Raw genomic sequence first — 23750 nt, 5'->3', positions numbered from 1 at the left:
ACGCGCAACCCCCGGTAGATGTGGGCTGGTCGCGATAAGTATGTGAATGTCGCAGATAGGTAAATGGGTGGTTCGCACGTTACGCAGAATCGCCAACATAAGGCCGACCTTCGGCGGTGGAGAACAGCATGTCCAACAGCTTCCTGAATCCGGTAACCACCCAGACCTGGGCCAATGGTCGACACATCGTCCGTTGCGTCAAAGTCATCCAGGAAACCTGGGACGTGCGCACCTTCTGCTTTATGGCCGACCAGCCAATCCTGTTCTTCTTCAAGCCGGGGCAATTCGTCACCCTGGAGCTGGAAATCGAAGGCGTGCCGATCATGCGCTCCTACACCATTTCCAGCTCGCCGTCGGTGCCCTACAGCTTTTCGGTGACCATCAAGCGCGTACCGGGCGGCAAGGTCTCCAACTGGCTGCACGACACCCTGCATGAAGGCCAGGAGCTGGCGGTGCACGGGCCGGTCGGGTTGTTCAACGCCATGGACTTCACCGCGCCGAAGGTGCTGTACCTCAGCGGTGGCGTCGGTATAACGCCAGTCATGTCGATGGCTCGCTGGTTCTACGACACCAACGGCAACGTCGACATGGTGTTTATCCACAGCGCCCGTTCGCCCAAAGACATCATTTACCACCGCGAGCTGGAACACATGGCGTCGCGGATCGATAACTTCAGCCTGCACCTGATCTGCGAGAAGCATGGTCTGGGTGAGCCGTGGGCCGGTTATCGCGGTTACCTGAACCACAAGATGCTGGAGCTGATGGCACCGGACTTCCTTGAGCGCGAAGTTTTCTGCTGTGGCCCGACGCCGTATATGACTGCGGTCAAGCGCATGCTGGAAGCGGTTGGCTTCGACATGTCGCGTTATCACGAGGAATCGTTCGGTGCTACACCACCGGAAGCCCGTGCCGATGCGGTGGAACAAGCCGAAATCGCCGCAGACGCACCGGACATCGACGTAGCGGACCTGCACCAGGTGGAATTCACCGCGTCCGGGAAAAGCATTCGTGTGGCGCCGGGGGAAACCGTGCATGCGGCGGCTGCCAAGTTGGGGCTGTTGATTCCGAAGGCGTGTGGGATGGGGATCTGCGGGACGTGCAAGGTGATGAAGCTGGGTGGCGAGGTCGAGATGGACCACAACGGCGGGATCACCGAGGAAGACGAAGCGGAAGGGTTCATTCTTTCGTGCTGCAGCGTGCCGAAGGGTGATGTGCGCATCGAGTTTTGATGTGAGGCTGGAAGGTTAATTAACTTCAAGATCCACCCCTCACCCCAGCCCTCTCCCCAGTGGGGAGAGGGGGAAAGGGGGCAGATCTTCAAGCTTTTCAAACCTGAGTTCGACTCGATATTTCAGGTCGATGTAACTCGAATGAGCGCCTCGGTCAGTCCCCTCGCCCTTTGGGAGAGGGTTAGGGTGAGGGGCGGATCTTACTGACACCCTAAACCACTCAGTCGACAAACAGGTCCGGCATCAGCGGGTCGGTGGTGTCAGGCGCGAACCGATACTGTTCAAAATCCGTCACCCCGTGTTCACCCAGAATTTCCTCATCAATCAGCAATCGCCCAGTAATGCTGCGACCGCTGCTGCTCAGAATCACATGGGCGGCATCCGCCATGATCGCGGGCGTACGCGCATGCTTGAACGACTCCCGTGACCCCAACTGAAATTCAATGGCGGCAGTGGCGATCATGGTTTGCGGCCACAACGAATTGACGCTGATGCCGTAGTTTTTGAATTCCTCGCTCATGCCCAATGTCAGCATGCTCATGCCGTATTTGGTCACCGTGTAGGGGCTGTACTGGGCAAACCATTTGCTCGCCAGATTCAGTGGCGGGGAAATGCTCAGGATATGTCCGCCGCTTTTCTTCAGATAGGGCAGGGCGGCCTGGCTGCACAGGAGTACGGCGCGGGTGTTGATCTGGTGCATCAGGTCGAAGCGCTTGAGTTCGATGTGCTGGACTCCGGTCAACTTGATTGCCCCGGCGTTGTTGATCAGTGCATCAATGGCGCCGAAATGTTCATGGGCCTGGGCCAGTGCCTCACGCACCGCGACTTCATCACGCACATCCACCTGCAAGGCCAGCGCCTTTCCGCCCGCGGCTTCGACTTCCTTCGCCACGCTGAAAATCGTGCCCGGCAACTTGGGGTGCGGCTCGGCGCTTTTGGCAGCAATCACAATGTTGGCCCCGTCCCGCGCAGCCCGCAGCGCGATCTCACGACCAATCCCACGGCTGGCGCCGGTGATGAACAGGGTTTTGCCTTTCAGTGACATGCGTATGCTCCTGATTATTATTGTCTGAACGGAGGGCTCGACAAACAATGTAGACGATGGAGCAAACGCAGGAGGGTGGGGTGGACGTGAACCTTGTGGCGAGGGGATTCATCCCCGTTCGGCGGCGAAGCCGTCGTAAAACCTGCAATTTCAATCTGTCTGACAGATCACGTTGAATGGTTTTGGGGCCGCTTTGCGACCCAACGGGGATAAATCCCCTCGCCACAGGGGATCGGGTTGTGATCAGCGGGACATGACTTCGCGAATATCCGCCGCCAATTCCCGTACGCGTTCTTCTTCGGTATCCCACGAGCACATGAAGCGTGCGCCGCCGTTGCCGATGAAGGTGTAGAAGCGCCAGCCCTTGGCCGTCAGTGCAGCGATGGCCGGTTCCGAGAGTTGCAGGAACACGCCGTTGGCCTGCACCGGGAACATCAGTTCCACGCCAGGAATATCGCTCACCAGTTCAGCCAACAGTTGGGCGCAGTGGTTGGCGTGGCGGGCGTATTTGAGCCAGGCGTCGTTTTCCAGAATCCCGACCCACGGCGCCGACAGGAAACGCATCTTCGAGGCCAGTTGCCCGGCCTGTTTGCAGCGGTAATCGAAGTCTTCGGCCAGTTTGTGGTTGAAAAACAGAATCGCTTCCCCCACCGCCATGCCGTTTTTCGTGCCGCCGAAGCACAACACGTCGACGCCGGCCTTCCAGGTCAGGTCGGCCGGCGAGCAGCCAAGGAAAGCGCAGGCGTTGGAGAAGCGCGCGCCGTCCATGTGCAGGTTCAGGCCGAGCTCTTTGCAGGTGGCGCTGATGGCGCGGATTTCTTCCGGGGTGTAGACGCTGCCGACTTCGGTGGCCTGAGTCAGGGTCACGACGCGCGGTTTCGGGTAGTGGATGTCCTGGCGCTTGAGCGCGATTTCGCGGATCGATTCCGGGGTCAGCTTGCCGTTTTCAGTGCGGGCGATGAGCAGCTTGGAACCGTTGGAAAAGAATTCCGGTGCGCCGCATTCGTCGGTTTCGACGTGGGCGGTTTCCGAACAGATCACGCTGTGGTAACTCTGGCACAGCGACGACAGGGCCAGGGAGTTGGCCGCGGTGCCGTTGAAAGCGAAGAATACTTCGCAGTCGGTTTCGAACAGTTTGCGGAAATCGTCGGACGCGCGTGCGGTCCACTCGTCGTCGCCATAGGCGCGTTGGTGGCCGTGGTTGGCCTGTTCCATGGCGGCCCAGGCTTCAGGGCAGATACCGGAATAGTTGTCGCTGGCGAATTGTTGGCTCTTATCGGTCATGGCCGGCTTCCGTGGTCGAGGCTCTTATGGTGAAGAGCTTCGTGGTCAATGATGGTGCGCACTTTACCCAAGATCGTCAGGAGAGCACACGCGATGATGCTGTCAGAAAAATACAAAGACGCCGGGCAATTATGCACATGACGCAAAGGGATGGGGCACTGGACCTGCTCAAGTGGCTGGCGCTGTTGAGCATGGTGCTCGATCACCTGCGATATATCGGTTATTCCGTCGATATTCTGTATGTTCCGGGCAGGCTGGCCTTTCCGTGGTTCTGTTTGGCGATGGCCGCAAACCTGGCGCGGGCACGCGCCGTGACGACCGATGGTCAGTGGCGGTATCTGGGCTGGTTGCTGCTGTTTAGCGCCATCAGCGAAATTCCCTACCGGATGTACATTCCTGATCCCGTCACCTTGAACGTGCTGCCCACATTGGCGCTGGGATTGCTGGTGGCCCGTGGCTGGCAGGATCGAACTCTGCAAACGCGACTGTTGGCGGCAGGCGCCTTGCTGCTGGCGGCGCTGTTCCCGGAACGGCTGATGTTCGGCTTCTTCGGTGTGTTGTTGCCACTGGCGATGTTGCTGGTGATCAAGCGTTCCTGGTACTTCAGCCTGTTGCCGGGATTAGTCTGTCTGGCAGCCAATCAGTGGCCAGTGCTGTATTCCTCCGCGCGGTTTCACAATGTTGAAGCCATCCTCGGCATCGCCGCTTGTCTGATCGCGCCATTGCTGGGGCTGGTCTTGTTGCGACATGCCGGGCGTCTCAAGCCGCCGCCGATGCGCCGTTGGGCGTATGCGTTGTATCCGCTGCATTTTCTGTTGTTGCTCGCAGTGCGACAGACAATCGCCTAACCCCCGTGGGAGCGGGCTTGCTCGCGAATGCGTCAGGTCAGTCAGCATCAGTGGTGGATGACACACCGCATTCGCGAGCAAGCCCGCTCCCACAGGGGATCCTGGCTACTTCAAGGACAGTGTTCCGTCAGCCATTTCGGTTCATGTCGTAAACGCACCTTTGCGTGGCGTCCGTAGGCATTTGGCCTGTCTGCGCCGGTCATACCATCGCATTCAAAGGGCACTGTCGAAATACCAGTGCCTCACCGAGACGAATGGCGCACCGCCGCCGCTGGGAGAGACGCGATGTTCAGCAAGCAAGACCAGATCCAGGGTTACGACGATGCACTGCTGGCGGCGATGAATGCCGAGGAGCAACGCCAGGAAGATCACATCGAGCTGATCGCGTCAGAGAACTACACCAGCAAACGCGTCATGGAAGCGCAAGGCAGTGGCCTGACCAACAAATACGCCGAAGGCTATCCGGGCAAGCGCTACTACGGCGGCTGCGAGCACGTCGACAAGGTTGAAGCGCTGGCCATCGAACGCGCCAAGCAGCTGTTCGGTGCCGACTACGCCAACGTGCAGCCGCACTCCGGCTCTTCGGCCAACAGCGCCGTGTATCTGGCCCTGATCCAGCCTGGCGACACCATTCTGGGCATGAGCCTGGCCCACGGCGGTCACCTGACCCACGGCGCCAAAGTGTCGTCCTCGGGCAAGCTGTACAACGCCGTGCAGTACGGCATCGACACCAAAACCGGTCTGATCGACTACGACGAAGTCGAGCGGCTGGCCGTCGAATGCAAGCCGAAGATGATCGTCGCTGGCTTCTCGGCCTATTCCAAGACCCTCGACTTCCCGCGCTTCCGTCAGATTGCCGACAAAGTCGGTGCCCTGCTGTTCGTCGACATGGCCCACGTCGCAGGTCTGGTCGCTGCTGGCCTGTACCCGAATCCGCTGCCTTACGCCGACGTGGTGACCACCACCACCCACAAGACCCTGCGCGGTCCACGTGGCGGCCTGATCCTGTGCAAGTCCAACGAAGAAATCGAGAAGAAGCTCAACGCGGCAGTCTTCCCGGGTGCCCAGGGCGGCCCGCTGATGCACGTGATTGCCGGTAAGGCCGTGTGCTTCAAGGAAGCTTTGGAGCCAGGTTTCAAGGCTTACCAGCAACAAGTGATCGACAACGCCCAGGCCATGGCCAGCATCTTTATAAAACGCGGCTACGATGTAGTGTCCGGCGGTACCGATAACCACCTGTTCCTGGTCAGCCTGATCCGTCAGGGCCTCACCGGCAAAGAGGCGGATGCAGCACTCGGTCGCGCCCACATCACCGTGAACAAGAACGCTGTCCCGAACGATCCACAGTCGCCGTTCGTGACCTCCGGCCTGCGCATCGGCACCCCGGCGGTGACCACTCGCGGCTTCAAGGTTACCCAGTGCGTTACGCTTGCCGGCTGGATCTGCGACATCCTCGACAACCTCGGCGACGCCGATGTAGAGGCCAATGTTGCGCAGCAAGTTTCGGCCCTGTGCGCGGACTTCCCGGTTTATCGCTGAGCGCGGTTTTGGAGTAAATGACTATGCAACGCTACTCGGGCTTCGGCCTCTTCAAACACTCCCTCAGCCATCACGAAAACTGGCAGAAGATGTGGCGCACGCCGACCCCTAAAAAGGTCTATGACGTGGTCATCGTCGGCGGTGGCGGGCATGGTCTGGCGACCGCCTACTACCTCGCCAAAGAGCACGGCATCACTAACGTGGCCGTGGTCGAGAAGGGCTGGCTGGGCGGCGGTAACACCGCGCGCAACACCACCATCGTTCGCTCCAACTACCTGTGGGACGAGTCGGCGCACCTGTACGAACACGCGATGAAATTGTGGGAAGGCCTGTCTCAGGACCTGAACTACAACGTGATGTTCTCCCAGCGTGGCGTTTACAACCTGTGCCACACCCTGCAGGACATTCGTGATTCAGAGCGTCGGGTCAGCGCCAACCGCCTCAACGGCGTGGACGGCGAACTGCTCGATGCCAAACAAGTGGCGGACGAGATTCCGTACCTCGACTGCTCGAAAAACACGCGCTACCCAGTAATGGGTGCAACCGTCCAGCGTCGCGGCGGCGTGGCCCGTCACGATGCCGTGGCCTGGGGCTTTGCCCGTGCCGCCGACGCCTTGGGCGTGGACTTGATTCAACAGACCGAAGTGATCGGCTTCCGCAAGGAAAACGGCGTGTGCATCGGTGTTGAAACCAACAAAGGCTTCATCGGCGCCAAACGCGTCGGTGTAGTGACCGCCGGTAACTCCGGGCACATGGCCAAACTCGCCGGTTTCCGTCTGCCGATCGAATCCCACCCGCTGCAAGCGCTGGTGTCCGAGCCGATCAAGCCGATTATCGACAGCGTGATCATGTCCAACGCCGTGCACGGTTACATCAGCCAGTCCGACAAGGGCGACCTGGTGATCGGCGCCGGTATCGACGGCTACAACGGCTACGGCCAGCGTGGTTCGTACCCGGTGATCGAGCACACCATTCAAGCCATCGTCGAGATGTTCCCGGTGTTGTCCCGCGTACGCATGAACCGTCAGTGGGGCGGCATCGTCGACACCACGCCGGATGCATGCCCGATCATCTCGAAAACCCCGGTCCCGAACATGTTCTTCAACTGCGGTTGGGGCACCGGTGGCTTCAAGGCAACACCTGGCTCGGGCAACGTGTTTGCCGCGAGTCTGGCCAAGGGTGAAATGCACCCATTGGCTGCACCTTTCTCCATCGACCGTTTCCACAACGGTGCGTTGATCGACGAACACGGCGCTGCTGCGGTTGCCCACTAACAGGAGAAATCCCCATGTTGCATATCTTCTGTCCTCACTGCGGCGAACTGCGCTCCGAAGAGGAATTCCACGCATCCGGCCAGGCGCACATCCCGCGTCCACTGGATCCGACCAACTGCACCGACGAGGAGTGGGGCGACTACATGTTCTTCCGCGATAACCCTCGCGGCCTGCACCACGAGCTGTGGGATCACGTCGCCGGTTGCCGTCAGTACTTCAACGCCACCCGTGACACCGTGACCTACGAGATTCTCGAAACTTACAAGATCGGCACCAAACCGCAGTTCACCGACAAGACCGATAGCCCGAAAGCGGCCGCCACGGCTCTGGGAGAGAAGGTATGAGCCAGATCAATCGCCTGTCCAACGGCGGACGGATCGACCGCAATAAAGTGCTGAACTTCACCTTCAACGGCCAGACCTACAAAGGCTTTGAAGGCGATTCCCTGGCCGCGGCCTTGCTGGCTAACGGCGTGGACATCATCGGTCGCAGCTTCAAGTATTCCCGTCCGCGGGGCATCTTTGCCGCTGGCGCCGAAGAGCCGAACGCGGTGCTGCAAATCGGCGCGACCGAAGCCACGCAGATCCCGAACGTACGCGCCACGCAACAAGCGCTGTATCAAGGTTTGGTCGCCACCAGCACCAACGGCTGGCCGAGCGTGAACAACGACATGATGGGGATTCTCGGCAAGGTCGGCGGCAAGCTGATGCCGCCGGGCTTCTACTACAAAACCTTCATGTACCCGCAATCGTTCTGGATGACTTACGAGAAGTACATTCGTAAGGCTGCCGGTCTTGGCCGCTCGCCGACCGAGAACGATCCGGACACCTACGACTACATGAACCAGCACTGCGACGTGCTGATCGTCGGCGGTGGCCCTGCTGGCCTGGCCGCTGCTTTGGCAGCAGCCCGCAGCGGTGCCCGTGTGATCCTCGCCGATGAGCAGGAAGAGTTTGGCGGCAGCCTGCTCGATTCCCGCGAAAGCCTCGACGGCAAGCCAGCCAGCGAGTGGGTTGCCAGCGTCATCGCCGAACTGAAAGACACCCCGGACGTGCTGCTGTTGCCGCGCGCCACGGTCAACGGTTACCACGACCATAACTTCTTGACCATTCACGAGCGCCTGACCGATCACCTCGGCGACCGCGCCCCGATTGGCCAGGTGCGTCAGCGCATCCACCGCGTTCGCGCCAAGCGTGTAGTGCTGGCGACCGGCGCTCACGAGCGTCCACTGGTTTACGGCAACAACGACGTGCCGGGCAACATGCTCGCCGGCGCTGTGTCGACTTACGTTCGTCGTTACGGCGTGGCACCGGGCAAAAAACTGGTGCTGTCGACCAACAACGATCACGCCTATCGCGTTGCTCTGGATTGGCTCGATGCCAGCCTGCAAGTCGTCGCCATCGCCGATGCCCGCAGCAATCCGCGCGGTGCGCTGGTTGAAGAAGCGCGCGCCAAAGGCATCCGCATCCTGACCGGCAGCGCCGTGATCGAGACACGTGGCAGCAAGCATGTGACCGCCGCTCGCGTTGCCGCGATCGATGTCAAAGCGCACACCGTGACCAGTCCTGGTGAGTGGCTCGATTGTGACCTGGTTGCCAGCTCCGGCGGTTACAGCCCGGTGGTTCACCTGGCGTCGCACTTGGGTGGCAAGCCGATCTGGCGTGAAGACATCCTCGGTTTCGTACCGGGCGAAGCACCGCAGAAACGCGTATGCGTCGGTGGCATCAACGGCGTCTACGGCCTCGGCGATTCCCTGGCCGATGGTTTTGAAGGCGGTGCTCGCGCCGCAGCCGAAGCCGGGTTCCAAACGGTCGAAGGCGTACTGCCTAAAGCCCTGAGCCGTCTGGAAGAGCCAACACTGGCGCTGTTCCAGGTGCCGCACGAAAAGAACACCGCACGTGCGCCGAAGCAATTCGTCGACCTACAAAACGACGTCACCGCCGCCGCCATCGAACTGGCAACCCGCGAAGGCTTCGAGTCGGTCGAGCACGTCAAACGCTATACAGCACTGGGCTTCGGCACTGACCAGGGCAAGCTCGGCAATGTCAACGGTCTGGCCATCGCCGCCCGTTCGCTGAACGTGACCATCCCGCAGATGGGCACCACCATGTTCCGCCCGAACTACACGCCGGTGACCTTCGGCGCCGTGGCCGGCCGTCACTGTGGGCACATCTTCGAGCCGGTGCGTTTCACCGCGCTGCATCACTGGCACGTGAAGAACGGCGCAGAGTTTGAAGACGTCGGTCAGTGGAAACGTCCGTGGTACTTCCCGAAAAACGGTGAAGGCCTGCACGCCGCCGTGAAGCGCGAATGCAAAGCCGTGCGCGACAGCGTCGGCCTGCTGGACGCTTCGACCCTGGGCAAAATCGACATCCAGGGCCCGGATTCGCGGGAGTTCCTCAACCGCATCTACACCAACGCCTGGACCAAGCTCGACGTGGGCAAGGCCCGTTACGGCCTGATGTGCAAAGAAGACGGCATGGTGTTCGACGACGGCGTAACCGCCTGCCTCGCCGACAACCACTTCGTGATGACCACCACCACCGGCGGCGCTGCACGCGTGCTGCAATGGCTGGAAATCTACCACCAGACCGAATGGCCAGACCTGAAGGTGTACTTCACGTCCGTGACAGATCACTGGGCAACCATGACCCTGTCCGGGCCGAACAGCCGCAAGCTGCTCAGCGAAGTCACCGACATCGATCTGACCAACGAAGCCTTCCCGTTCATGACCTGGAAAGAAGGTCTGGTCGGCGGTGTCCCGGCGCGGGTGTTCCGGATTTCGTTTACCGGTGAACTGTCGTACGAAGTCAACGTGCAAGCCGACTATGCGATGGGCGTGCTGGAAAAAATTGTTGAGGCTGGCAAGCAGTACAACCTGACGCCATATGGCACCGAAACCATGCACGTGCTGCGGGCCGAGAAGGGCTTCATCATCGTCGGGCAGGACACTGACGGGTCGATGACTCCGGATGACCTGAACATGGGCTGGTGCGTCGGTCGCACCAAACCGTTCTCGTGGATCGGCCAGCGTGGCATGAACCGCGAAGACTGCGTGCGTGATCAACGCAAACAGTTGGTCGGCCTGAAGCCGATTGATCCGACCAAATGGCTGCCGGAAGGTGCGCAACTGGTGTTCAACACCAAGCAAGCGATCCCGATGACGATGGTCGGTCACGTCACCTCCAGTTACTTGCACAACTCCCTCGGCTATTCGTTTGCCATGGGTGTTGTGAAGGGTGGCTTGAAGCGTATCGGTGAGCGCGTGTTCGCACCGCTGGCCGATGGCAGCGTGATCGAGGCGGAAATCGTTTCTTCGGTGTTCTTCGATCCGAAAGGCGATCGCCAGAACGTTTAATGGCCTCGGGTCCTGTGGGGTGCCTGCTACTGCCTTCGCGAGCAGGCTCGCTCCCACAGGGGAACGGGGTCAAATGTGGGAGCGAGCCTGCTCGCGAAGGCGGCGGCACTGCCACCACAAGGGCCGGAACCAACAGAATTCAGGAACAGGTGCTTTATGACCGCAGCCAATGTTTACCAACAACGCCCAACCACTGGGGCCAAGGCCGAGTCGTCGCTGCATCACGCCGACCTCGCCAGCCTGGTGGGCAAGGGTCGCAAAAGCGCCGGCGTGATCGTGCGCGAGAAAAAACTCCTCGGCCACCTGACCATTCGTGGCGATGGCCATGATGCGGCGTTCGCTGCCGGTGTGCACAAAGCCCTCGGCATCGAATTGCCGGGCGCGCTGACCGTCGTCGTCAAAGGCGAAACCAGCCTGCAATGGATGGGGCCGGATGAATGGCTGCTGATCGTGCCGACCGGTGAAGAATTCGCCGCCGAGCAAAAGCTGCGTGAAGCGCTGGGCGATCTGCACATTGCGATCACCAACGTCAGCGGCGGCCAGCAGCTACTCGAACTGAGCGGCCCGAACGTGCGCCAGGTGCTGATGAAGTCCACCAGCTACGACGTGCACCCCAACAGCTTCCCGGTGGGCAAGGCCGTCGGCACGGTGTTTGCCAAGTCGCAACTGGTGATCCGCCATACCGCCGAAGACACCTGGGAACTGCTGATTCGCCGCAGCTTCTCGGATTACTGGTGGTTGTGGTTGCAGGATGCTGCCGCCGAATATGGGCTTAGTGTTCAAGCTTGAGATCGACCCCTCACCCCAGCCCTCTCCCCAGGGGGGAGAGGGGGAAAGGGAGCCGATCTCTAGCGTTTTCAAAACCTGAGTTCACCTTGATGTTTCAGGTCGATATAGCTCCAAGAGTACCTCGCTCAGTCCCCTCGCCCCTTTGGGGCGGTCCGACGTTTCGGGAGGGTTAGGGTGAGGGGTGGAATTCCCTGACACCCAGCACAAAGAACAGGAGTCACCGCACTATGAGCCGCGCCCCAGACACATGGATTCTGACCGCCGACTGCCCAAGCGTCCTCGGCACCGTGGACGCGGTGACCCGCTTTCTGTTCGAGCAGGGCTGCTACGTCACCGAGCACCATTCCTTCGATGATCGGCTCTCGGGCCGTTTCTTCATTCGCGTGGAATTCCGCCAGCCCGACGGCTTTGACGAACAAGCCTTCCGCGCTGGCCTCGAAGAACGCGGCCAAGCCTTCGGCATGATCTTCGAACTGACACCGCCGCACCATCGACCAAAAGTGGTGATCATGGTCTCCAAGGCCGATCACTGCCTCAACGATTTGCTCTACCGCCAGCGCATCGGTCAATTGTCGATGGATGTGGCCGCCGTGGTCTCCAACCACCCGGACCTCAAGCCGTTGGCGGACTGGCACCAGATTCCGTACTACCACTTCCCGCTGGACCCGAACGACAAACCGTCCCAGGAACGTCAGGTCTGGCAGGTGATCGAAGAGTCCGGCGCCGAACTGGTGATCCTTGCCCGTTACATGCAAGTCCTGTCGCCAGAGCTGTGCCGCAAACTCGACGGCAAGGCGATCAACATCCATCACTCCCTGCTGCCGGGTTTCAAGGGCGCCAAGCCTTATCACCAGGCCTACAACAAGGGCGTGAAGCTAGTGGGTGCCACGGCGCATTACATCAACAACGACCTGGACGAAGGCCCGATCATTGCCCAAGGCGTAGAGGCCGTGGACCACAGTCACTACCCCGAAGACCTGATCGCCAAAGGGCGGGATATCGAAGGGCTGACCTTGGCGCGGGCCGTTGGTTATCACATCGAGCGACGAGTGTTTTTGAACGCCAATCGCACGGTCGTTCTTTAGATCGCCATCGCGAGCAGGCTCGCTCCCACAGGGATTTGTGTCAGTGCACAGATCTCGGACACACCAAAGATCCATTGTGGGAGCGAGCCTGCTCGCGATGAGGCCCTTACAGACAACACAAGACACACAAGCAATAACCCGAGCAATCAACGCGCCGCCGATCCATGGCGACGCGACCGCTACATAAAAACAACAGCGAGGTGAAAGCATGTCTGGCAATCGTGGTGTGGTGTATCTCGGCAACGGCAAAGTCGAAATACAGAAAATCGACTATCCCAAAATGCAGGACCCGCGCGGCAGGAAGATTAACCACGCTGTCATCCTGCGTGTGGTGTCCACCAACATCTGTGGTTCCGACCAGCACATGGTGCGCGGCCGTACCACCGCTCAAACCGGCCTCGTACTGGGCCACGAAATCACCGGTGAAGTGATCGAGAAGGGCAGCGACGTCGAGAACCTGCAGATCGGCGACCTGGTTTCCGTACCGTTCAACGTAGCGTGCGGGCGCTGCCGTTCCTGCAAGGAAATGCACACCGGCGTCTGCCTCAGCGTTAACCCGGCGCGTCCGGGCGGTGCTTACGGTTATGTCGACATGGGCGACTGGACCGGCGGTCAGGCTGAATACGCGATGGTGCCGTATGCCGACTTCAACCTGCTGAAACTCCCGGATCGCGATCGCGCGATGGAAAAAATCCGCGACCTGACCTGCCTCTCCGACATCCTGCCGACCGGTTACCACGGCGCAGTGACGGCCGGCGTTGGCCCAGGTAGCACGGTGTACATCGCCGGTGCCGGTCCGGTCGGTCTGGCAGCTGCCGCTTCCGCTCGCCTGTTGGGCGCGGCAGTGGTGATCATCGGTGACGTCAACACCGTCCGCTTGGCGCACGCCAAGGCTCAGGGTTTCGAAATCGCCGACCTGTCCCTGGACACCCCGTTGCACGAACAGATCGCTGCGCTGCTGGGCGAGCCTGAAGTGGATTGTGCCGTCGACGCCGTAGGCTTCGAAGCGCGCGGTCACGGCCATGACGGCGTGAAACACGAGGCTCCGGCCACCGTGCTCAACTCGCTGATGGGCGTGGTTCGGGTTGCCGGCAAAATCGGTATCCCAGGCCTGTACGTGACTGAAGATCCGGGTGCAGTCGACGCAGCCGCGAAGATGGGTAGCCTGAGCATCCGCTTTGGTCTGGGCTGGGCCAAATCCCACAGCTTCCACACTGGTCAGACGCCAGTCATGAAGTACAACCGCCAGCTGATGCAGGCGATCATGTGGGACCGTATCCACATTGCCGACATAGTTGGTGTTGAGGTGATCAGCCTGGATGACGCGCCACGTGGTTATGGCGAGTTCGATGCGGGCGTGCCGAAGAAGTTTGTGATCGATCCGCACAAACTGTTCAGCGCGGCGTAAGGCTTCACGCAAAACAAAACGGCAACCCCAGGGTTGCCGTTTTTTTTGGCTAAGATTGTTGGTGAGTCTGAGAGCCACCCCTCACCCCAGCCCTCTCCCCATAGGGGAGAGGGGGAAAGGGGGCCGATCTCTATGCTTTTCAAACCTGAGTTCGACTCAGGAATTTCAGGTCGATGTAGCTCTAAGAACACCTCGGTCGGTCCCCTCTACCTCTGGGAGAGGGCTAGGGTGAGGGGTGGTTTACAACGCCGCCAACGCCCCTTGATACAACACCGGCCCCGTCGGTTGCCCCGTCGGTGAACCTCCCTGCGGCTCCAGACTCACCGCCAACGCAATCGGTTTGCCAATCAGCGCTTTCTGCAAATCACTCAGCTCTACACGGCCCTTCCCGCCTGCCGGAATCACACCAAGGGAAATCGGCTTCCCATCCGCTGGAATCGCCCACAACTCCAGGCTGCGCCCCGGATCAACCGCCGCCAGCGTCAGCGGCTCAACGTTCAAGTAATCCTTATGCGCTTCAACCTTCAGCGCAGGCTGCGCGTCGGCCGTCAGCAGTGTGGCGCTGTAACGTGCATTGTCGAGGTTGTAGAACACGCCCAAGGTCACGGCGATCACCAGCGAGCAAACCGCAGCCGTCACTCGCAACCAGCTCCAGAACCGACGTTTTTCTGGCATATGCAGCACTTGCGGCTCAATCCGCGCCGTAATTCCCTGCCACACCCGATCCGGTACCGGCTGCTCGGGCAGTGTGTCGGTCAGGCTCGCGAGGCTTTCTTGCCAGTGAGCCAATTCAGCACGAAGCGCCGCGTCTTCCAGCAACAACTGTTCGAAACGCCGACGAGCGGCAGAAGGCATCAAACCAATGGCGTAATCGGCGGCGAGGGCGCGGCGCAAGGTCGGGGTTTGATAGTTCATGATTCAAGGCACCTGCGCAGTCGCTCCATACCGCGGCGGATCCAGGATTTCACCGAGCCCAGCGGCGCGGCCAGGTGTTCGGCCAGTTCGGAACACGACAACCCCTGAAAGTAAGCGACGGTGATCGATTGACGCTGCATGCCTTCAAGGCTTTCCAGGCACCGGTTCAAGGCGCGGGCCTCACGGGCACTGCTGAGCTGTTCGTGGGCCGAAGGACTTTCATCCTCCAGCGCCTGTTCTTCAAGGTCGCTCAACGGCCGGTCGCGGTGTTTGCGCAACTGATCGATGGCCTGATTGCGGGTGATGTTGATCATCCAGGTCAGCGGCGCCGACAGGTGCGCCTCATAGCGCGAGGCGTTGTTCCAGATGCGCACGAAGCTTTCCTGCAACACTTCTTCAGCCAGATCCGGCCGCCCCATGAAGCGCAGCGCTACGCCATGCAGCCGTGGGCCGACGCTGCGGTAAAGCGTCTCGAAAGCGCGGCGGTCGCCCAGTGAGCACTGGGCCAGAAGCTGCCTGAGCTGATCGGCGTCGGCGATGGGAATGGCAGTTCTCCAGGCAATCGAGGTGGGCTGCTTGAGGTGTCGGTTGCAGGCAGAGGTTAGTTCACGGGGCGCGGTTATTCCATTCACGGGCGGCCACCTCGGAAACCGCCGACCCTGATGCGCAGGGCCGGCGGCATCCTTCAGCTTTTCGGCATCAGTACTTTGTCGATGACCTGAATCACGCCGTTGGACTGGTACACGTCATAAGTGGTGATGTCGGCGACGTCACCTTTTTCATCCTTGATGGTGATGTTGTGCGGGCCGTTCATCATCGCCCACAACTTGCCGCCAGCGACGGTGGTCAGTTCGGCCTTGCCGCCACCAGCCTTGATCTTCTCGGCCAGGGTCATCATGTCGAGTTTCCCGGCGACGACGTGGTAGGTGAGGATGTGAGTCAGGGTCGCCTTGTTGGCGGGTTTGAGCAGGCTATCGACAGTCCCGGCCGGCAGCGCAGCGAAGGCCGAGTTGACCGGGGCGAACACGGTGAACGGTCCTTTGCCCTTGAGGGTATCCACCAGGCCAGCGGCTTTCACGGCGGCGACCAGGGTGGTGTGGTCGGCGGAGTTCACTGCGTTATCGATGATGTCTTTGCTCGGCATCATGCTCTGGCCGCCGACGATGACCGCGTGGCTCGTGTCTGCCGCTTGCACGGTGTTCAGGACGAATCCGCCGCCAAGGGCCAGCGTCAGCAGGCTGGCAATCAACGGCGTTTTGATCGAAGTGCGTTTCATGGTGATGATCCTCGTGCAGGGAATCGGCCAGGAATGTCTGTCCGTGCTCGATATACGCGGGCGGGGCCAGACTGGATGCAGCGCCGGTCAATTATTTTTCGACTGTTCGTCGGGGGCTCGCCAAGACTCGGAACATTCCCCTGGGATGCCAGTCCAACACACGGTTTTTCGCCGCCCATTGCCGGGCGGTTTTCATGGCACATGAGGATGTCTGAATGAAGATTTCACGTGGTTTTGCACTGACTTCGCTGATGTGTCTGGCGGCCAGTCCGGTCTTTGCTCAGTTCAGCCTGTTCGATGCGGCCAATGCCCTCTCCGGCACGCAGGGCGATGACGCCGCCGCGGCCGCGCCGACCTCGCAGACGGCCGGTCTGCTGAGTGCGCTCAGCCAATTGAATGTGACACCACAACAAGCCATTGGCGGCACCGGGGCGATGCTCGGGCTGGCCAAGAATCAGTTGAGTTCGACCGACTATTCAGAGTTGGCCAAAAGCGTACCGGGGATCGACAAACTGTCCGGCGGTGGTGAGTTGGCTGTTCTCAGCGGCTTGCTTGGCTCGTCCGGTACAGCGGCAGGACTGGACAACGCCTTGGGCAACGTGAATAACATCAACGACCTGAACAGTGCCTTCAGCGCATTGGGCATGGACACTGGCATGATCGGCCTGTTTGCCCCTGTGCTTCTGCAATTTTTCGGTCAGCAGGGTGTCGGCGGTTCGCTGCTGACTAACCTGGGCGGGATCTGGGGCGCCGGCACCGGTAGTTGACGACGAATGTTTCACCTTGGGATCGTTAGCCTTGTGGGAACGATCAACTCCACAACGGTCTAAAATCCCGCTGTCCACTTCTCAAGGAAGCCCAATACGTGAAATCCCTCCTTGCACTGCTTTCCCTCGTGGCCCTGCCGGTTCTGGCCGCTGAGCCGACCCTGTACGGGCGCTACGAATACATCGCGCTGCCGGAAATCGGCGGTGAAGTGCTCAAGGCCAAAATGGACACCGGTGCCCTGACGGCGTCGCTGTCGGCCAAAGACATCGAAACCTTCACCCGCGATGGTGACGAGTGGGTGCGTTTCCGCCTCGCCACCAAAGGCGCGAGCAACAAGGTCTACGAACACAAGGTCGCGCGGATCAGCAAGATCAAGACCCGCTCCGAAGAAGACGAGGACGACAACGAAGCGGTCGAACCCACCAAGCGTCCGGTGGTCGATCTGGAACTGTGCCTGGGCAACGTCAAGCGCACCGTGGAGGTCAACCTCACCGACCGCAGCAGCTTCAACTACCCATTGTTGATCGGCGCCAAAGCCTTGCGTGAGTTCGGCGCGGCGGTGAACCCGGCACGGCGCTTCACGGCGGCCAAACCCGACTGCTGATTTCAAGTGGTCTCATTGACGTGACGTGAGCCTTGGGGCACCGTTCGCCCACTTAACTCCCGGGCTCGGACGCCATGCCTCATATCCTGATTGTCGAAGACGAAGCGGCGATTGCCGACACCCTGATTTTCGCCTTGCAGGGCGAGGGCTTCACCACCACCTGGCTTTGCCTTGGCGCCGCTGCGCTTGAACATCAGCGCCAGACCCCGGCCGATCTGATCATTCTCGACATTGGTCTGCCAGACATCAGCGGCTTCGAGACCTGCAAGCAATTGCGGCGTTTCAGCGAAGTGCCGGTGATCTTTCTCAGCGCCCGTGATGCCGAAATCGATCGCGTCGTGGGCCTGGAAATCGGTGCCGACGATTACGTGGTCAAGCCGTTCAGCCCAAGGGAGGTGGCGGCGCGGGTCCGGGCGATTCTCAAACGCATGACGCCGCGAGCGACCGCCGAGGTGTCATCGGCGCTGTTTCGCATTCACAGCGAACGGGTGCAGATCAGCTATCGCGGTCAGATTCTAACCCTGACCCGCCATGAGTTCCGCCTGCTGCAATGCCTGCTGGATCAACCCGAACGCGTCTTCAGTCGCGAGCAATTGCTCGATGCGCTGGGCGTCGCCGCCGATGCCGGGTACGAGCGCAGCATCGACAGCCACATCAAGAGCGTGCGCGCCAAATTACGCCAGGTGGAAGCCGACGCGGAACCGATCCAGACCCATCGCGGCCTCGGTTACAGCTACAGTCCGGGGCGTAGCTGATGCCTCTGGGGATTCGGATTTTTCTGGTCTATGTGCTGTTTATCGGCCTGACCGGTTACTTCGTGCTGAACACCGTGATGGAAGAAATCCGTCCCGGCGTGCGCCAGTCCACCGAAGAAACGCTGGTCGACACCGCCAATCTCATGGCCGAAATCCTGCGCGACGACTTCAAGGCCGGCACCCTGAACCAGAACCGCTGGCCCGCGCTGCTCAAGGCATATGGCGAACGGCAACCGAAGGCGAACATCTGGGGATTGCCGAAGAATCAGGTCAACCACCGGATCTACGTCACCGATGCCAAGGGCGTTGTGGTGCTGGATTCGAGCGGTGTGGCAGTGGGGCAGGATTACTCGCGCTGGAACGACGTTTTACTGACCCTGCGGGGCGAATACGGCGCTCGTTCCAGCCGCAGCGATCCGGACGATCCGAACTCCTCAGTGATGCACGTCGGCGCCCCGATTCGCGACAACGGCCAGATTATCGGCGTGGTTACCGTCGCCAAACCCAACAGCTCGTTGCAGCCATACGTTGATCGCACTGAACGGCGATTGCTTGCCTGGGGCGCCGGGCTGATCGGCCTCGGTCTGCTGTTCGGCGCGTTGTTGTCGTGGTGGTTGAGCGCTGCGCTGCGACGGCTGACTGCTTACGCTCAGGCAGTCAGTGAAGGCCGGCGGGTCGAGGTTCCGCACTACCGTGGCGGCGAGCTGGAACTACTGGCGACGGCGGTGGAGCAGATGCGCACGCAGCTCGAAGGCAAAGCCTACGTCGAGCGTTACGTGCACACCTTGACCCACGAACTGAAAAGCCCGCTGGCGGCGATTCGCGGTGCGGCAGAGTTGCTGCAAGGCGAGATGCCGCTGGCCCAGCAGCAGCGTTTTGTCAGCAACATCGACAGCGAAAGCGCGCGGATGCAGCAGTTGATCGAGCGCCTGTTGAATCTGGCCCTGGTCGAGCAACGCCAAGGGCTGGAAGAGCGGGTGGCGGTGCCGCTGGCGAAGTTGGTGGATGAATTGCTGAGCGCTCAGGCGGCGCGCATCGAAGGCAAGCAGTTGCGCGTGGAACAAACCATTGCCGCGGATCTGGTGCTGACCGGTGAACCGTTCCTGTTGCGTCAGGCGCTGGGCAATCTGCTGGAGAACGCTTTGGATTTCACCCCGGCTCAGGGTTTGTTGCAATTCAGTGCCGAGCGTATTGGGGAGCAAGTTGAGTTCAGGCTGTTTAACCAGGCAGAAGCGATTCCCGACTATGCGCTGCCGCGATTGAGCGAGCGCTTTTACTCACTGCCGCGGCCGGACAGCGGGCGCAAGAGCACGGGGTTGGGGCTGAATTTTGTTGAAGAGGTGGTGAAGTTGCATGGTGGGTCATTGAACATCGGCAATGTTGACGGCGGTGTTCAAGTCAAATTGCGTATACCTGCTTAGAACCACCCCTCACCCCAACCCTCTCCCCAGAGGGGAGAGGGGAAAGGGAGCCGATCTCCATGGTTTTCAAATCCTGAGTTCGACTTGATATCTCAGGTCGCCAATTTTCTACATAACACATCGGTCAGTCCCCTCTACCCCTTGGGGAGAGGGCTAGGGTGAGGGGTGGTTCTCCCCGCTGAAACACTCTCCACAAAGTCTCCACATTCCTCCCACACACCCTCCACATACAAATCCCAGACTCTCCCCATCCAAACAGGGAGAGTCCCATGAACCGCAGCCTGACCATAAAACTCGGGGCAATTGCCCTTCTGATTCTGTTGTTGCTGATCCCGCTCCTGATGATTAACGGCGTGATCCAGGACCGCCAGCAACTGCGCGACGGTGTTCTCGAAGACATCGCCCGCAGTTCCAGCTACAGCCAGCAACTCAGCGGGCCGCTGATGGTGGTGCCGTATCGCAAAGTGGTGCGCACCTGGAAGCTCAACGAGAAAACCAACGAGCGTTACCAGGAAGTGGGTGAAGAGCGCGGCCGTTTGTATTTCCTCCCGGAACGCTTCGAACTCGACGGGCAGGTCCAGACTGAACTGCGGTCCCGGGGCATTTATGAGGCGCGTCTATTTCATGCGGACAACCGCATCAGCGGGCATTTCTCGCTCCCGGCTCAATTGGGTATCAAGGACGATTTCGCCGATTACCAGTTCGACCAGCCGTTTTTGGCGGTCGGGATCAGCGATATTCGCGGCATCGAAAACGCTCTGAAACTCGAACTCAATGGCCAGAAACTCGACTTCGTCCCCGGTAGTCAGGTGGGCTGGTTGGGGGAGGGCGTGCATGTCACCCTGCCGGCGCTCGACGCGAAGCAAGCCACGGAATTGGCCTTCGGTTTCGACCTGCGACTGCAAGGCACTGGCCAGTTGCAGATTCTTCCGGTGGGCAAGACCAGCAAGGTTTCGCTGGCCGCCAATTGGCCGCATCCGAGTTTCATCGGCAACTACCTGCCGGCCCAGCGTGAAGTCAGCGATCAGGGTTTCACCGCCAACTGGCAGACCTCGTTTTTCTCCACCAATTTGCAAGAGGCCTTGAGCAGCTGTGTGTCCGGCGGCGGTTGCGAAGCCTATACCGGCCGCAGTTTCGGGGTGAGCTTCATCGACCCGGTGGATCAGTACCTGAAGAGCGATCGGGCAATCAAGTATGCGTTGCTGTTTATCGTCCTAACCTTCGCCGGTTTCTTCCTCTTCGAAGTGCTGAAAAGCCTCGCGGTACACCCGGTGCAATACGCGCTGGTGGGCGTGGCCCTGGCGTTTTTCTATCTGCTGTTGCTGTCGCTGTCCGAGCACATCGGCTTTGCCCTGGCGTACCTGCTGTCGGCGGGCGGCTGTGTGTTGTTGATCGGTTTTTATGTCTGCCATGTACTGCGCAGCGTGCGTCACGGCTTGAGTTTTTCGGCGGGATTGGCGGCGTTGTATGGCTTGCTCTATGGCTTGCTCTATGGCTTGCTCAGTGCAGAGGATTACGCGTTGTTGATGGGTTCGCTGCTGTTGTTCGGGTTGTTGGGCGTGTTTATGGTGCTGACCCGCAAGCTGGACTGGTATGGGATTGGGCAGAAGTCGGCGAAGCCGTTGGTGTTTGATATGGGAGCGGTGGAATGAGCCGGTCGTTGGGGTTGCGCGAGGATCAGCGGGAGGGAGAGGTGTTGGCGACGCGGATTGCGGTGTTGTTTCCGTTAGATCCGGTGTGGTGCCATCGCGAGCAGGCTCGCTCCCACAAGGGATCTCCAGTGAACACAGGGCTTGTGCAAATCGAAGATCAAATGTGGGAGCGAGCCTGCTCGCGAAGAGGCCCTGACAGCCAGCGAAGTTCTAAACCTTCGGCATAGTCGCCAGCATTGAAGGCCGCTGACTCACCTCGAAGTACCAGTTCGCCAGCTTCGGGTTCGTCGTGCGCCATTCCAGATCCGGATGGCGCAAATCCAGGTAGCCCAACGCACAGGCAACGCTGATCGCCGCCACATCGAAATGGCTGGTCAGCTCGGCAATCGCGTCCACTTCCAGCAATGCCAGGCCGCGACGAATCTTCTCGCGCTGGCCATCGAGCCATGTGTCCCAGTGTTTTTCCGGGGCACGCAGGGCGACTTCATAACGAATCAGCACCGCAGCGTCCATGATCCCGTCGGCCAGGGAGGCCAGGGTCAGGCGCCGCCAGCGGGCCGAGCCGTCGCGCGGTATCAGCGGGTTGCCGACGTGCTGGTGGTCGAGGTAATCAAGGATCACCCGGCTGTCATGGATGACGTTGCCATCGGCCAGGCGCAAGGCCGGAATTTTACCCAGCGGATTGTCTTCGTTGAGTATCAGGTCCGGGCTGACCGGTGTGAGCACGCAGTCTTGCAGCGCCACGCGGTCCTGTTGACCGGTTTCATGCAGCAGCACCATGACTTTGCGAACGAAGGGCGACAACGGGTTGTGGAACAGGGTCATGCTGGGGGCGGACATGGCAGCGTCTCGGAGTGGGGGAGTGCTGGGCAGCATAGCGCGTGGATCCGGGAGCTCAAACGGTTGGCAATCGAACCCAAAGCGGATGTCGTCGTGTGATTGCAGCGATCTGTAGCCCTGTAGCAGCTGCCGAGCAGCGCGAGGCTGCGTTCGGCTCGGGCCGCGTTCGGACGCAGCGGCCGCAGTCCGGCAAACGCGATTTATCTGAAGCAACTCGATCGCATGATTCACGACTGCTGCGCAGCCGGACGCAGCCTCGCGCTGCTCGGCAGCTGCTACAGGAGTCCGCCAATCGATTTGGATCAGCGGCGTAGCAGCAGGCCGCGCAGGGCAAGGGCGGCGGGAACGCCCAGGCCCAACCAGCTCAATGCGTCCCACACGCCATCGCCCAGTAGCGCGGCAAACAACCCCGCGGCACTGAGCAGGGCGATAACCGTGGGGGTGGAAAAGACCTTCCAGAAATTCGACTGCCGCGGCCTCATGCTGGACTCTCCGCGTTCTCGAGCACAGGTTTCGCAGCCTTGCGCCGCACCACCCACAGGTAAACCCCGCTACCGAGGACGATGATGGTCAGCCCATCCAGGATCGCCCAGAGGATCTTCATCGGCATGCCGCCGTAATCACCGAAGTGCAACGGTTGAGACATGCCCATGGCGTCCATGTACCACGGGCGTTCGGCCACGGCGGTGACTTGCAGGGTACTGGCGTCGATCAGCACCGGTGTCAGCAGGTGCGAGGTCAGGTGGGTGCTGCCTTTCATGAACACCGCGTAATGGTGTTCGCTGGAGAATCGTGTGCCGGGGAAGGCGATGAAGTCCGGCTGCATGCCCGGTGCGACTTCCTTGGCGATGTCGAGCAAGCGGGTCGCGGGCGCCAGTTCTGTCAGTGGCGGCGCATCGCGGTACGGCGCGACCATCGCGCTCAGGCTGTCGTTGCGCCACGCGGCGATCAGCAGGTCGGCGCAAGCGCTGATGACGCCGGTGACGCCGACCACCAAGGCCCAGGTCAGCGTCACCACACCGATCAGGTTATGCAGATCGAGCCAACGCAGGCGGGTGGATTTGTCCTGGCGCACGGTGGCGAATTTCAAACGCCGCATGAACGGCAGGTACAACACCGTCCCGGACACGATAGCCACCACGAACAGAATGCCCATGAACGCCAGCAGCAACTTGCCCGGCAGACCGGCGAACATGTCCACGTGCAGGCGCAACATGATCATCATGAAGCCGCCATTGGCCGACGGCATCTCCAGCGCTTCGCCGGTGCGGGCGTCGAGCATGAAGGTGTGAGACGAATTCGGTTCAGTGCCGGCGGTGGCCGCCATGATCGTAATCGCGGCGTTGGGCTCGTCTTCATCGAAGCCGAAATACTGCATGACCTCACCGGGACGATGCTTTTCAGCCGCCTGCACCAACTGCTGCAAATTCAGCAGCGGGGTGTCCGCCGGCATCTCCTTCAATTCAGCGGCATCGCCCAGCAAGTGGTCGATCTCGTGATGGAAGATCAATGGCAGGCCGGTCAGCGCGAGCATCAGTAGGAACACGGTGCAGATCAGGCTGGTCCAGGTATGGACGAAGGACCAGCGGCGAATTGTTTTGCTTTTCATTTCATAGCCTTCAGAAATACCAAAGCCGTCCTCGAAGGACGGCCTGGATAT

22 protein-coding genes are annotated in these 23750 nt (G+C 60.4%); 14 read left to right on the top strand and 8 right to left on the bottom strand.

Annotated elements, in window-relative coordinates; translation table 11 throughout:
* The first annotated feature begins 128 nt into the window (after nt 1-128).
* Nucleotides 129-1229, top strand: coding sequence for a glycine betaine monooxygenase reductase subunit (gbcB, locus tag QFX16_RS26855; RefSeq protein WP_131060653.1), 1101 nt, complete (start codon nt 129-131; stop codon nt 1227-1229).
* A gap of 220 nt (nt 1230-1449) precedes the next feature.
* Here the strand turns inward: gbcB and QFX16_RS26850 are convergent, their stop codons facing one another.
* Together QFX16_RS26850 and QFX16_RS26845 are read right to left on the bottom strand one after the other, a co-directional pair.
* A complete protein-coding gene (locus QFX16_RS26850; protein WP_283181960.1) occupies nt 1450-2274 on the bottom strand; it encodes an SDR family oxidoreductase in 825 nt (274 codons plus the stop codon).
* A gap of 243 nt (nt 2275-2517) precedes the next feature.
* Nucleotides 2518-3558 (bottom strand): threonine aldolase family protein, encoded by a 1041-nt coding sequence (locus QFX16_RS26845; protein ID WP_046045314.1) that lies wholly within the window; start codon nt 3556-3558, stop codon nt 2518-2520.
* A gap of 131 nt (nt 3559-3689) precedes the next feature.
* On the opposite strand from QFX16_RS26845, the gene QFX16_RS26840 reads away from it, so the two are divergent.
* From QFX16_RS26840 to fdhA, 8 genes are all read left to right on the top strand, one after another.
* On the top strand, nt 3690-4406 hold the full coding sequence (locus QFX16_RS26840; RefSeq protein ID WP_283181959.1) for a TraX family protein: 717 nt from the start codon (nt 3690-3692) through the stop codon (nt 4404-4406).
* Between the two features lie 285 nt (nt 4407-4691).
* Entirely contained in the window at nt 4692-5945 is a 1254-nt protein-coding gene (gene glyA, locus QFX16_RS26830; RefSeq protein WP_283181958.1) for a serine hydroxymethyltransferase, read from the top strand.
* 23 nt (nt 5946-5968) lie between these two features.
* Nucleotides 5969-7219, top strand: a complete 1251-nt coding sequence (locus QFX16_RS26825; protein WP_007947735.1) for a sarcosine oxidase subunit beta — start codon at nt 5969-5971, stop codon at nt 7217-7219.
* Nucleotides 7220-7233: 14 nt separating this feature from the next.
* A complete protein-coding gene (locus QFX16_RS26820; RefSeq protein WP_008147095.1) occupies nt 7234-7563 on the top strand; it encodes a sarcosine oxidase subunit delta in 330 nt (109 codons plus the stop codon).
* A complete protein-coding gene (locus tag QFX16_RS26815) occupies nt 7560-10577 on the top strand; it encodes a sarcosine oxidase subunit alpha (RefSeq protein ID WP_283181957.1) in 3018 nt (1005 codons plus the stop codon). The genes QFX16_RS26820 and QFX16_RS26815 overlap by 4 nt, the downstream gene beginning before the upstream one ends.
* 156 nt (nt 10578-10733) lie before the next feature.
* Entirely contained in the window at nt 10734-11366 is a 633-nt protein-coding gene (locus QFX16_RS26810) for a sarcosine oxidase subunit gamma (RefSeq protein ID WP_134420538.1), read from the top strand.
* Between the two features lie 227 nt (nt 11367-11593).
* The gene (gene purU / locus QFX16_RS26805; RefSeq protein ID WP_283181956.1) at nt 11594-12451 is read left to right on the top strand and encodes a formyltetrahydrofolate deformylase; all 858 of its coding nucleotides are present in this window, start codon (nt 11594-11596) and stop codon (nt 12449-12451) included.
* Nucleotides 12452-12659: 208 nt separating this feature from the next.
* Nucleotides 12660-13859 (top strand): formaldehyde dehydrogenase, glutathione-independent, encoded by a 1200-nt coding sequence (gene fdhA / locus QFX16_RS26800; RefSeq protein ID WP_007947729.1) that lies wholly within the window; start codon nt 12660-12662, stop codon nt 13857-13859.
* Between the two features lie 240 nt (nt 13860-14099).
* Here the strand turns inward: fdhA and QFX16_RS26795 are convergent, their stop codons facing one another.
* The 3 genes from QFX16_RS26795 to QFX16_RS26785 are packed head-to-tail and all read right to left on the bottom strand — an operon-like array spanning nt 14100 to nt 16050.
* Entirely contained in the window at nt 14100-14774 is a 675-nt protein-coding gene (locus QFX16_RS26795; protein WP_283181955.1) for an anti-sigma factor, read from the bottom strand.
* Nucleotides 14771-15406 (bottom strand): sigma-70 family RNA polymerase sigma factor, encoded by a 636-nt coding sequence (locus QFX16_RS26790; RefSeq protein WP_283181954.1) that lies wholly within the window; start codon nt 15404-15406, stop codon nt 14771-14773. Before QFX16_RS26790 ends, QFX16_RS26795 begins: the two co-directional genes overlap by 4 nt.
* Before the next feature lie 53 nt (nt 15407-15459).
* Nucleotides 15460-16050, bottom strand: coding sequence for a fasciclin domain-containing protein (locus QFX16_RS26785; RefSeq protein ID WP_283181953.1), 591 nt, complete (start codon nt 16048-16050; stop codon nt 15460-15462).
* A 215-nt stretch (nt 16051-16265) separates the two neighbouring features.
* On the opposite strand from QFX16_RS26785, the gene QFX16_RS26780 reads away from it, so the two are divergent.
* From QFX16_RS26780 to creD, 5 genes are all read left to right on the top strand, one after another.
* Nucleotides 16266-16817: a DUF2780 domain-containing protein gene (locus QFX16_RS26780; protein WP_283181952.1), complete on the top strand. Its 552-nt coding sequence runs from the start codon at nt 16266-16268 to the stop codon at nt 16815-16817.
* Between the two features lie 98 nt (nt 16818-16915).
* Nucleotides 16916-17422, top strand: coding sequence for a retropepsin-like aspartic peptidase RloA2 (gene rloA2 / locus QFX16_RS26775; RefSeq protein ID WP_283181951.1), 507 nt, complete (start codon nt 16916-16918; stop codon nt 17420-17422).
* A gap of 74 nt (nt 17423-17496) precedes the next feature.
* A complete protein-coding gene (gene creB, locus QFX16_RS26770; RefSeq protein WP_283181950.1) occupies nt 17497-18177 on the top strand; it encodes a two-component system response regulator CreB in 681 nt (226 codons plus the stop codon).
* Nucleotides 18177-19598, top strand: a complete 1422-nt coding sequence (gene creC, locus QFX16_RS26765) for a two-component system sensor histidine kinase CreC (RefSeq protein WP_283181949.1) — start codon at nt 18177-18179, stop codon at nt 19596-19598. Before creB ends, creC begins: the two co-directional genes overlap by 1 nt.
* A 269-nt stretch (nt 19599-19867) precedes the next feature.
* Complete coding sequence (creD, locus tag QFX16_RS26760; RefSeq protein ID WP_283181948.1) at nt 19868-21250, top strand: cell envelope integrity protein CreD; 1383 nt, start codon at nt 19868-19870, stop codon at nt 21248-21250.
* 210 nt (nt 21251-21460) lie between these two features.
* Here creD and QFX16_RS26755 read toward each other — a convergent pair whose 3' ends face one another.
* From QFX16_RS26755 to QFX16_RS26745, 3 genes are all read right to left on the bottom strand, one after another.
* A complete protein-coding gene (locus QFX16_RS26755) occupies nt 21461-22090 on the bottom strand; it encodes a glutathione S-transferase (RefSeq protein ID WP_283181947.1) in 630 nt (209 codons plus the stop codon).
* A gap of 302 nt (nt 22091-22392) precedes the next feature.
* On the bottom strand, nt 22393-22572 hold the full coding sequence (locus QFX16_RS26750) for a hypothetical protein (RefSeq protein ID WP_283181946.1): 180 nt from the start codon (nt 22570-22572) through the stop codon (nt 22393-22395).
* On the bottom strand, nt 22569-23699 hold the full coding sequence (locus QFX16_RS26745; RefSeq protein WP_283181945.1) for a PepSY-associated TM helix domain-containing protein: 1131 nt from the start codon (nt 23697-23699) through the stop codon (nt 22569-22571). Before QFX16_RS26745 ends, QFX16_RS26750 begins: the two co-directional genes overlap by 4 nt.
* Nucleotides 23700-23750 lie beyond the last annotated feature (51 nt).

It is taken from the genome of Pseudomonas svalbardensis, assembly GCF_030053115.1.
Classification (GTDB): Bacteria; Pseudomonadota; Gammaproteobacteria; order Pseudomonadales; family Pseudomonadaceae; genus Aquipseudomonas; species Aquipseudomonas svalbardensis.
This window is presented reverse-complemented; position numbering and strand designations above follow the sequence as displayed.

Coding starts and splice junctions, on each gene's coding strand:
- QFX16_RS26820 (WP_008147095.1), top strand. CDS start 7,234: ATGTTGCATATCTTCTGTCCTCACTGCGGCGAACTGCGCTCCGAAGAG.
- creD (WP_283181948.1), top strand. CDS start 19,868: ATGAACCGCAGCCTGACCATAAAACTCGGGGCAATTGCCCTTCTGATT.
- QFX16_RS26750 (WP_283181946.1), bottom strand. CDS start 22,572: ATGAGGCCGCGGCAGTCGAATTTCTGGAAGGTCTTTTCCACCCCCACG.
- QFX16_RS26785 (WP_283181953.1), bottom strand. CDS start 16,050: ATGAAACGCACTTCGATCAAAACGCCGTTGATTGCCAGCCTGCTGACG.
- QFX16_RS26850 (WP_283181960.1), bottom strand. CDS start 2,274: ATGTCACTGAAAGGCAAAACCCTGTTCATCACCGGCGCCAGCCGTGGG.
- QFX16_RS26780 (WP_283181952.1), top strand. CDS start 16,266: ATGAAGATTTCACGTGGTTTTGCACTGACTTCGCTGATGTGTCTGGCG.
- QFX16_RS26795 (WP_283181955.1), bottom strand. CDS start 14,774: ATGAACTATCAAACCCCGACCTTGCGCCGCGCCCTCGCCGCCGATTAC.
- glyA (WP_283181958.1), top strand. CDS start 4,692: ATGTTCAGCAAGCAAGACCAGATCCAGGGTTACGACGATGCACTGCTG.
- QFX16_RS26745 (WP_283181945.1), bottom strand. CDS start 23,699: ATGAAAAGCAAAACAATTCGCCGCTGGTCCTTCGTCCATACCTGGACC.
- creC (WP_283181949.1), top strand. CDS start 18,177: ATGCCTCTGGGGATTCGGATTTTTCTGGTCTATGTGCTGTTTATCGGC.
- QFX16_RS26840 (WP_283181959.1), top strand. CDS start 3,690: ATGCACATGACGCAAAGGGATGGGGCACTGGACCTGCTCAAGTGGCTG.
- QFX16_RS26825 (WP_007947735.1), top strand. CDS start 5,969: ATGCAACGCTACTCGGGCTTCGGCCTCTTCAAACACTCCCTCAGCCAT.
- QFX16_RS26815 (WP_283181957.1), top strand. CDS start 7,560: ATGAGCCAGATCAATCGCCTGTCCAACGGCGGACGGATCGACCGCAAT.
- QFX16_RS26755 (WP_283181947.1), bottom strand. CDS start 22,090: ATGTCCGCCCCCAGCATGACCCTGTTCCACAACCCGTTGTCGCCCTTC.
- purU (WP_283181956.1), top strand. CDS start 11,594: ATGAGCCGCGCCCCAGACACATGGATTCTGACCGCCGACTGCCCAAGC.
- creB (WP_283181950.1), top strand. CDS start 17,497: ATGCCTCATATCCTGATTGTCGAAGACGAAGCGGCGATTGCCGACACC.
- QFX16_RS26845 (WP_046045314.1), bottom strand. CDS start 3,558: ATGACCGATAAGAGCCAACAATTCGCCAGCGACAACTATTCCGGTATC.
- QFX16_RS26810 (WP_134420538.1), top strand. CDS start 10,734: ATGACCGCAGCCAATGTTTACCAACAACGCCCAACCACTGGGGCCAAG.
- fdhA (WP_007947729.1), top strand. CDS start 12,660: ATGTCTGGCAATCGTGGTGTGGTGTATCTCGGCAACGGCAAAGTCGAA.
- gbcB (WP_131060653.1), top strand. CDS start 129: ATGTCCAACAGCTTCCTGAATCCGGTAACCACCCAGACCTGGGCCAAT.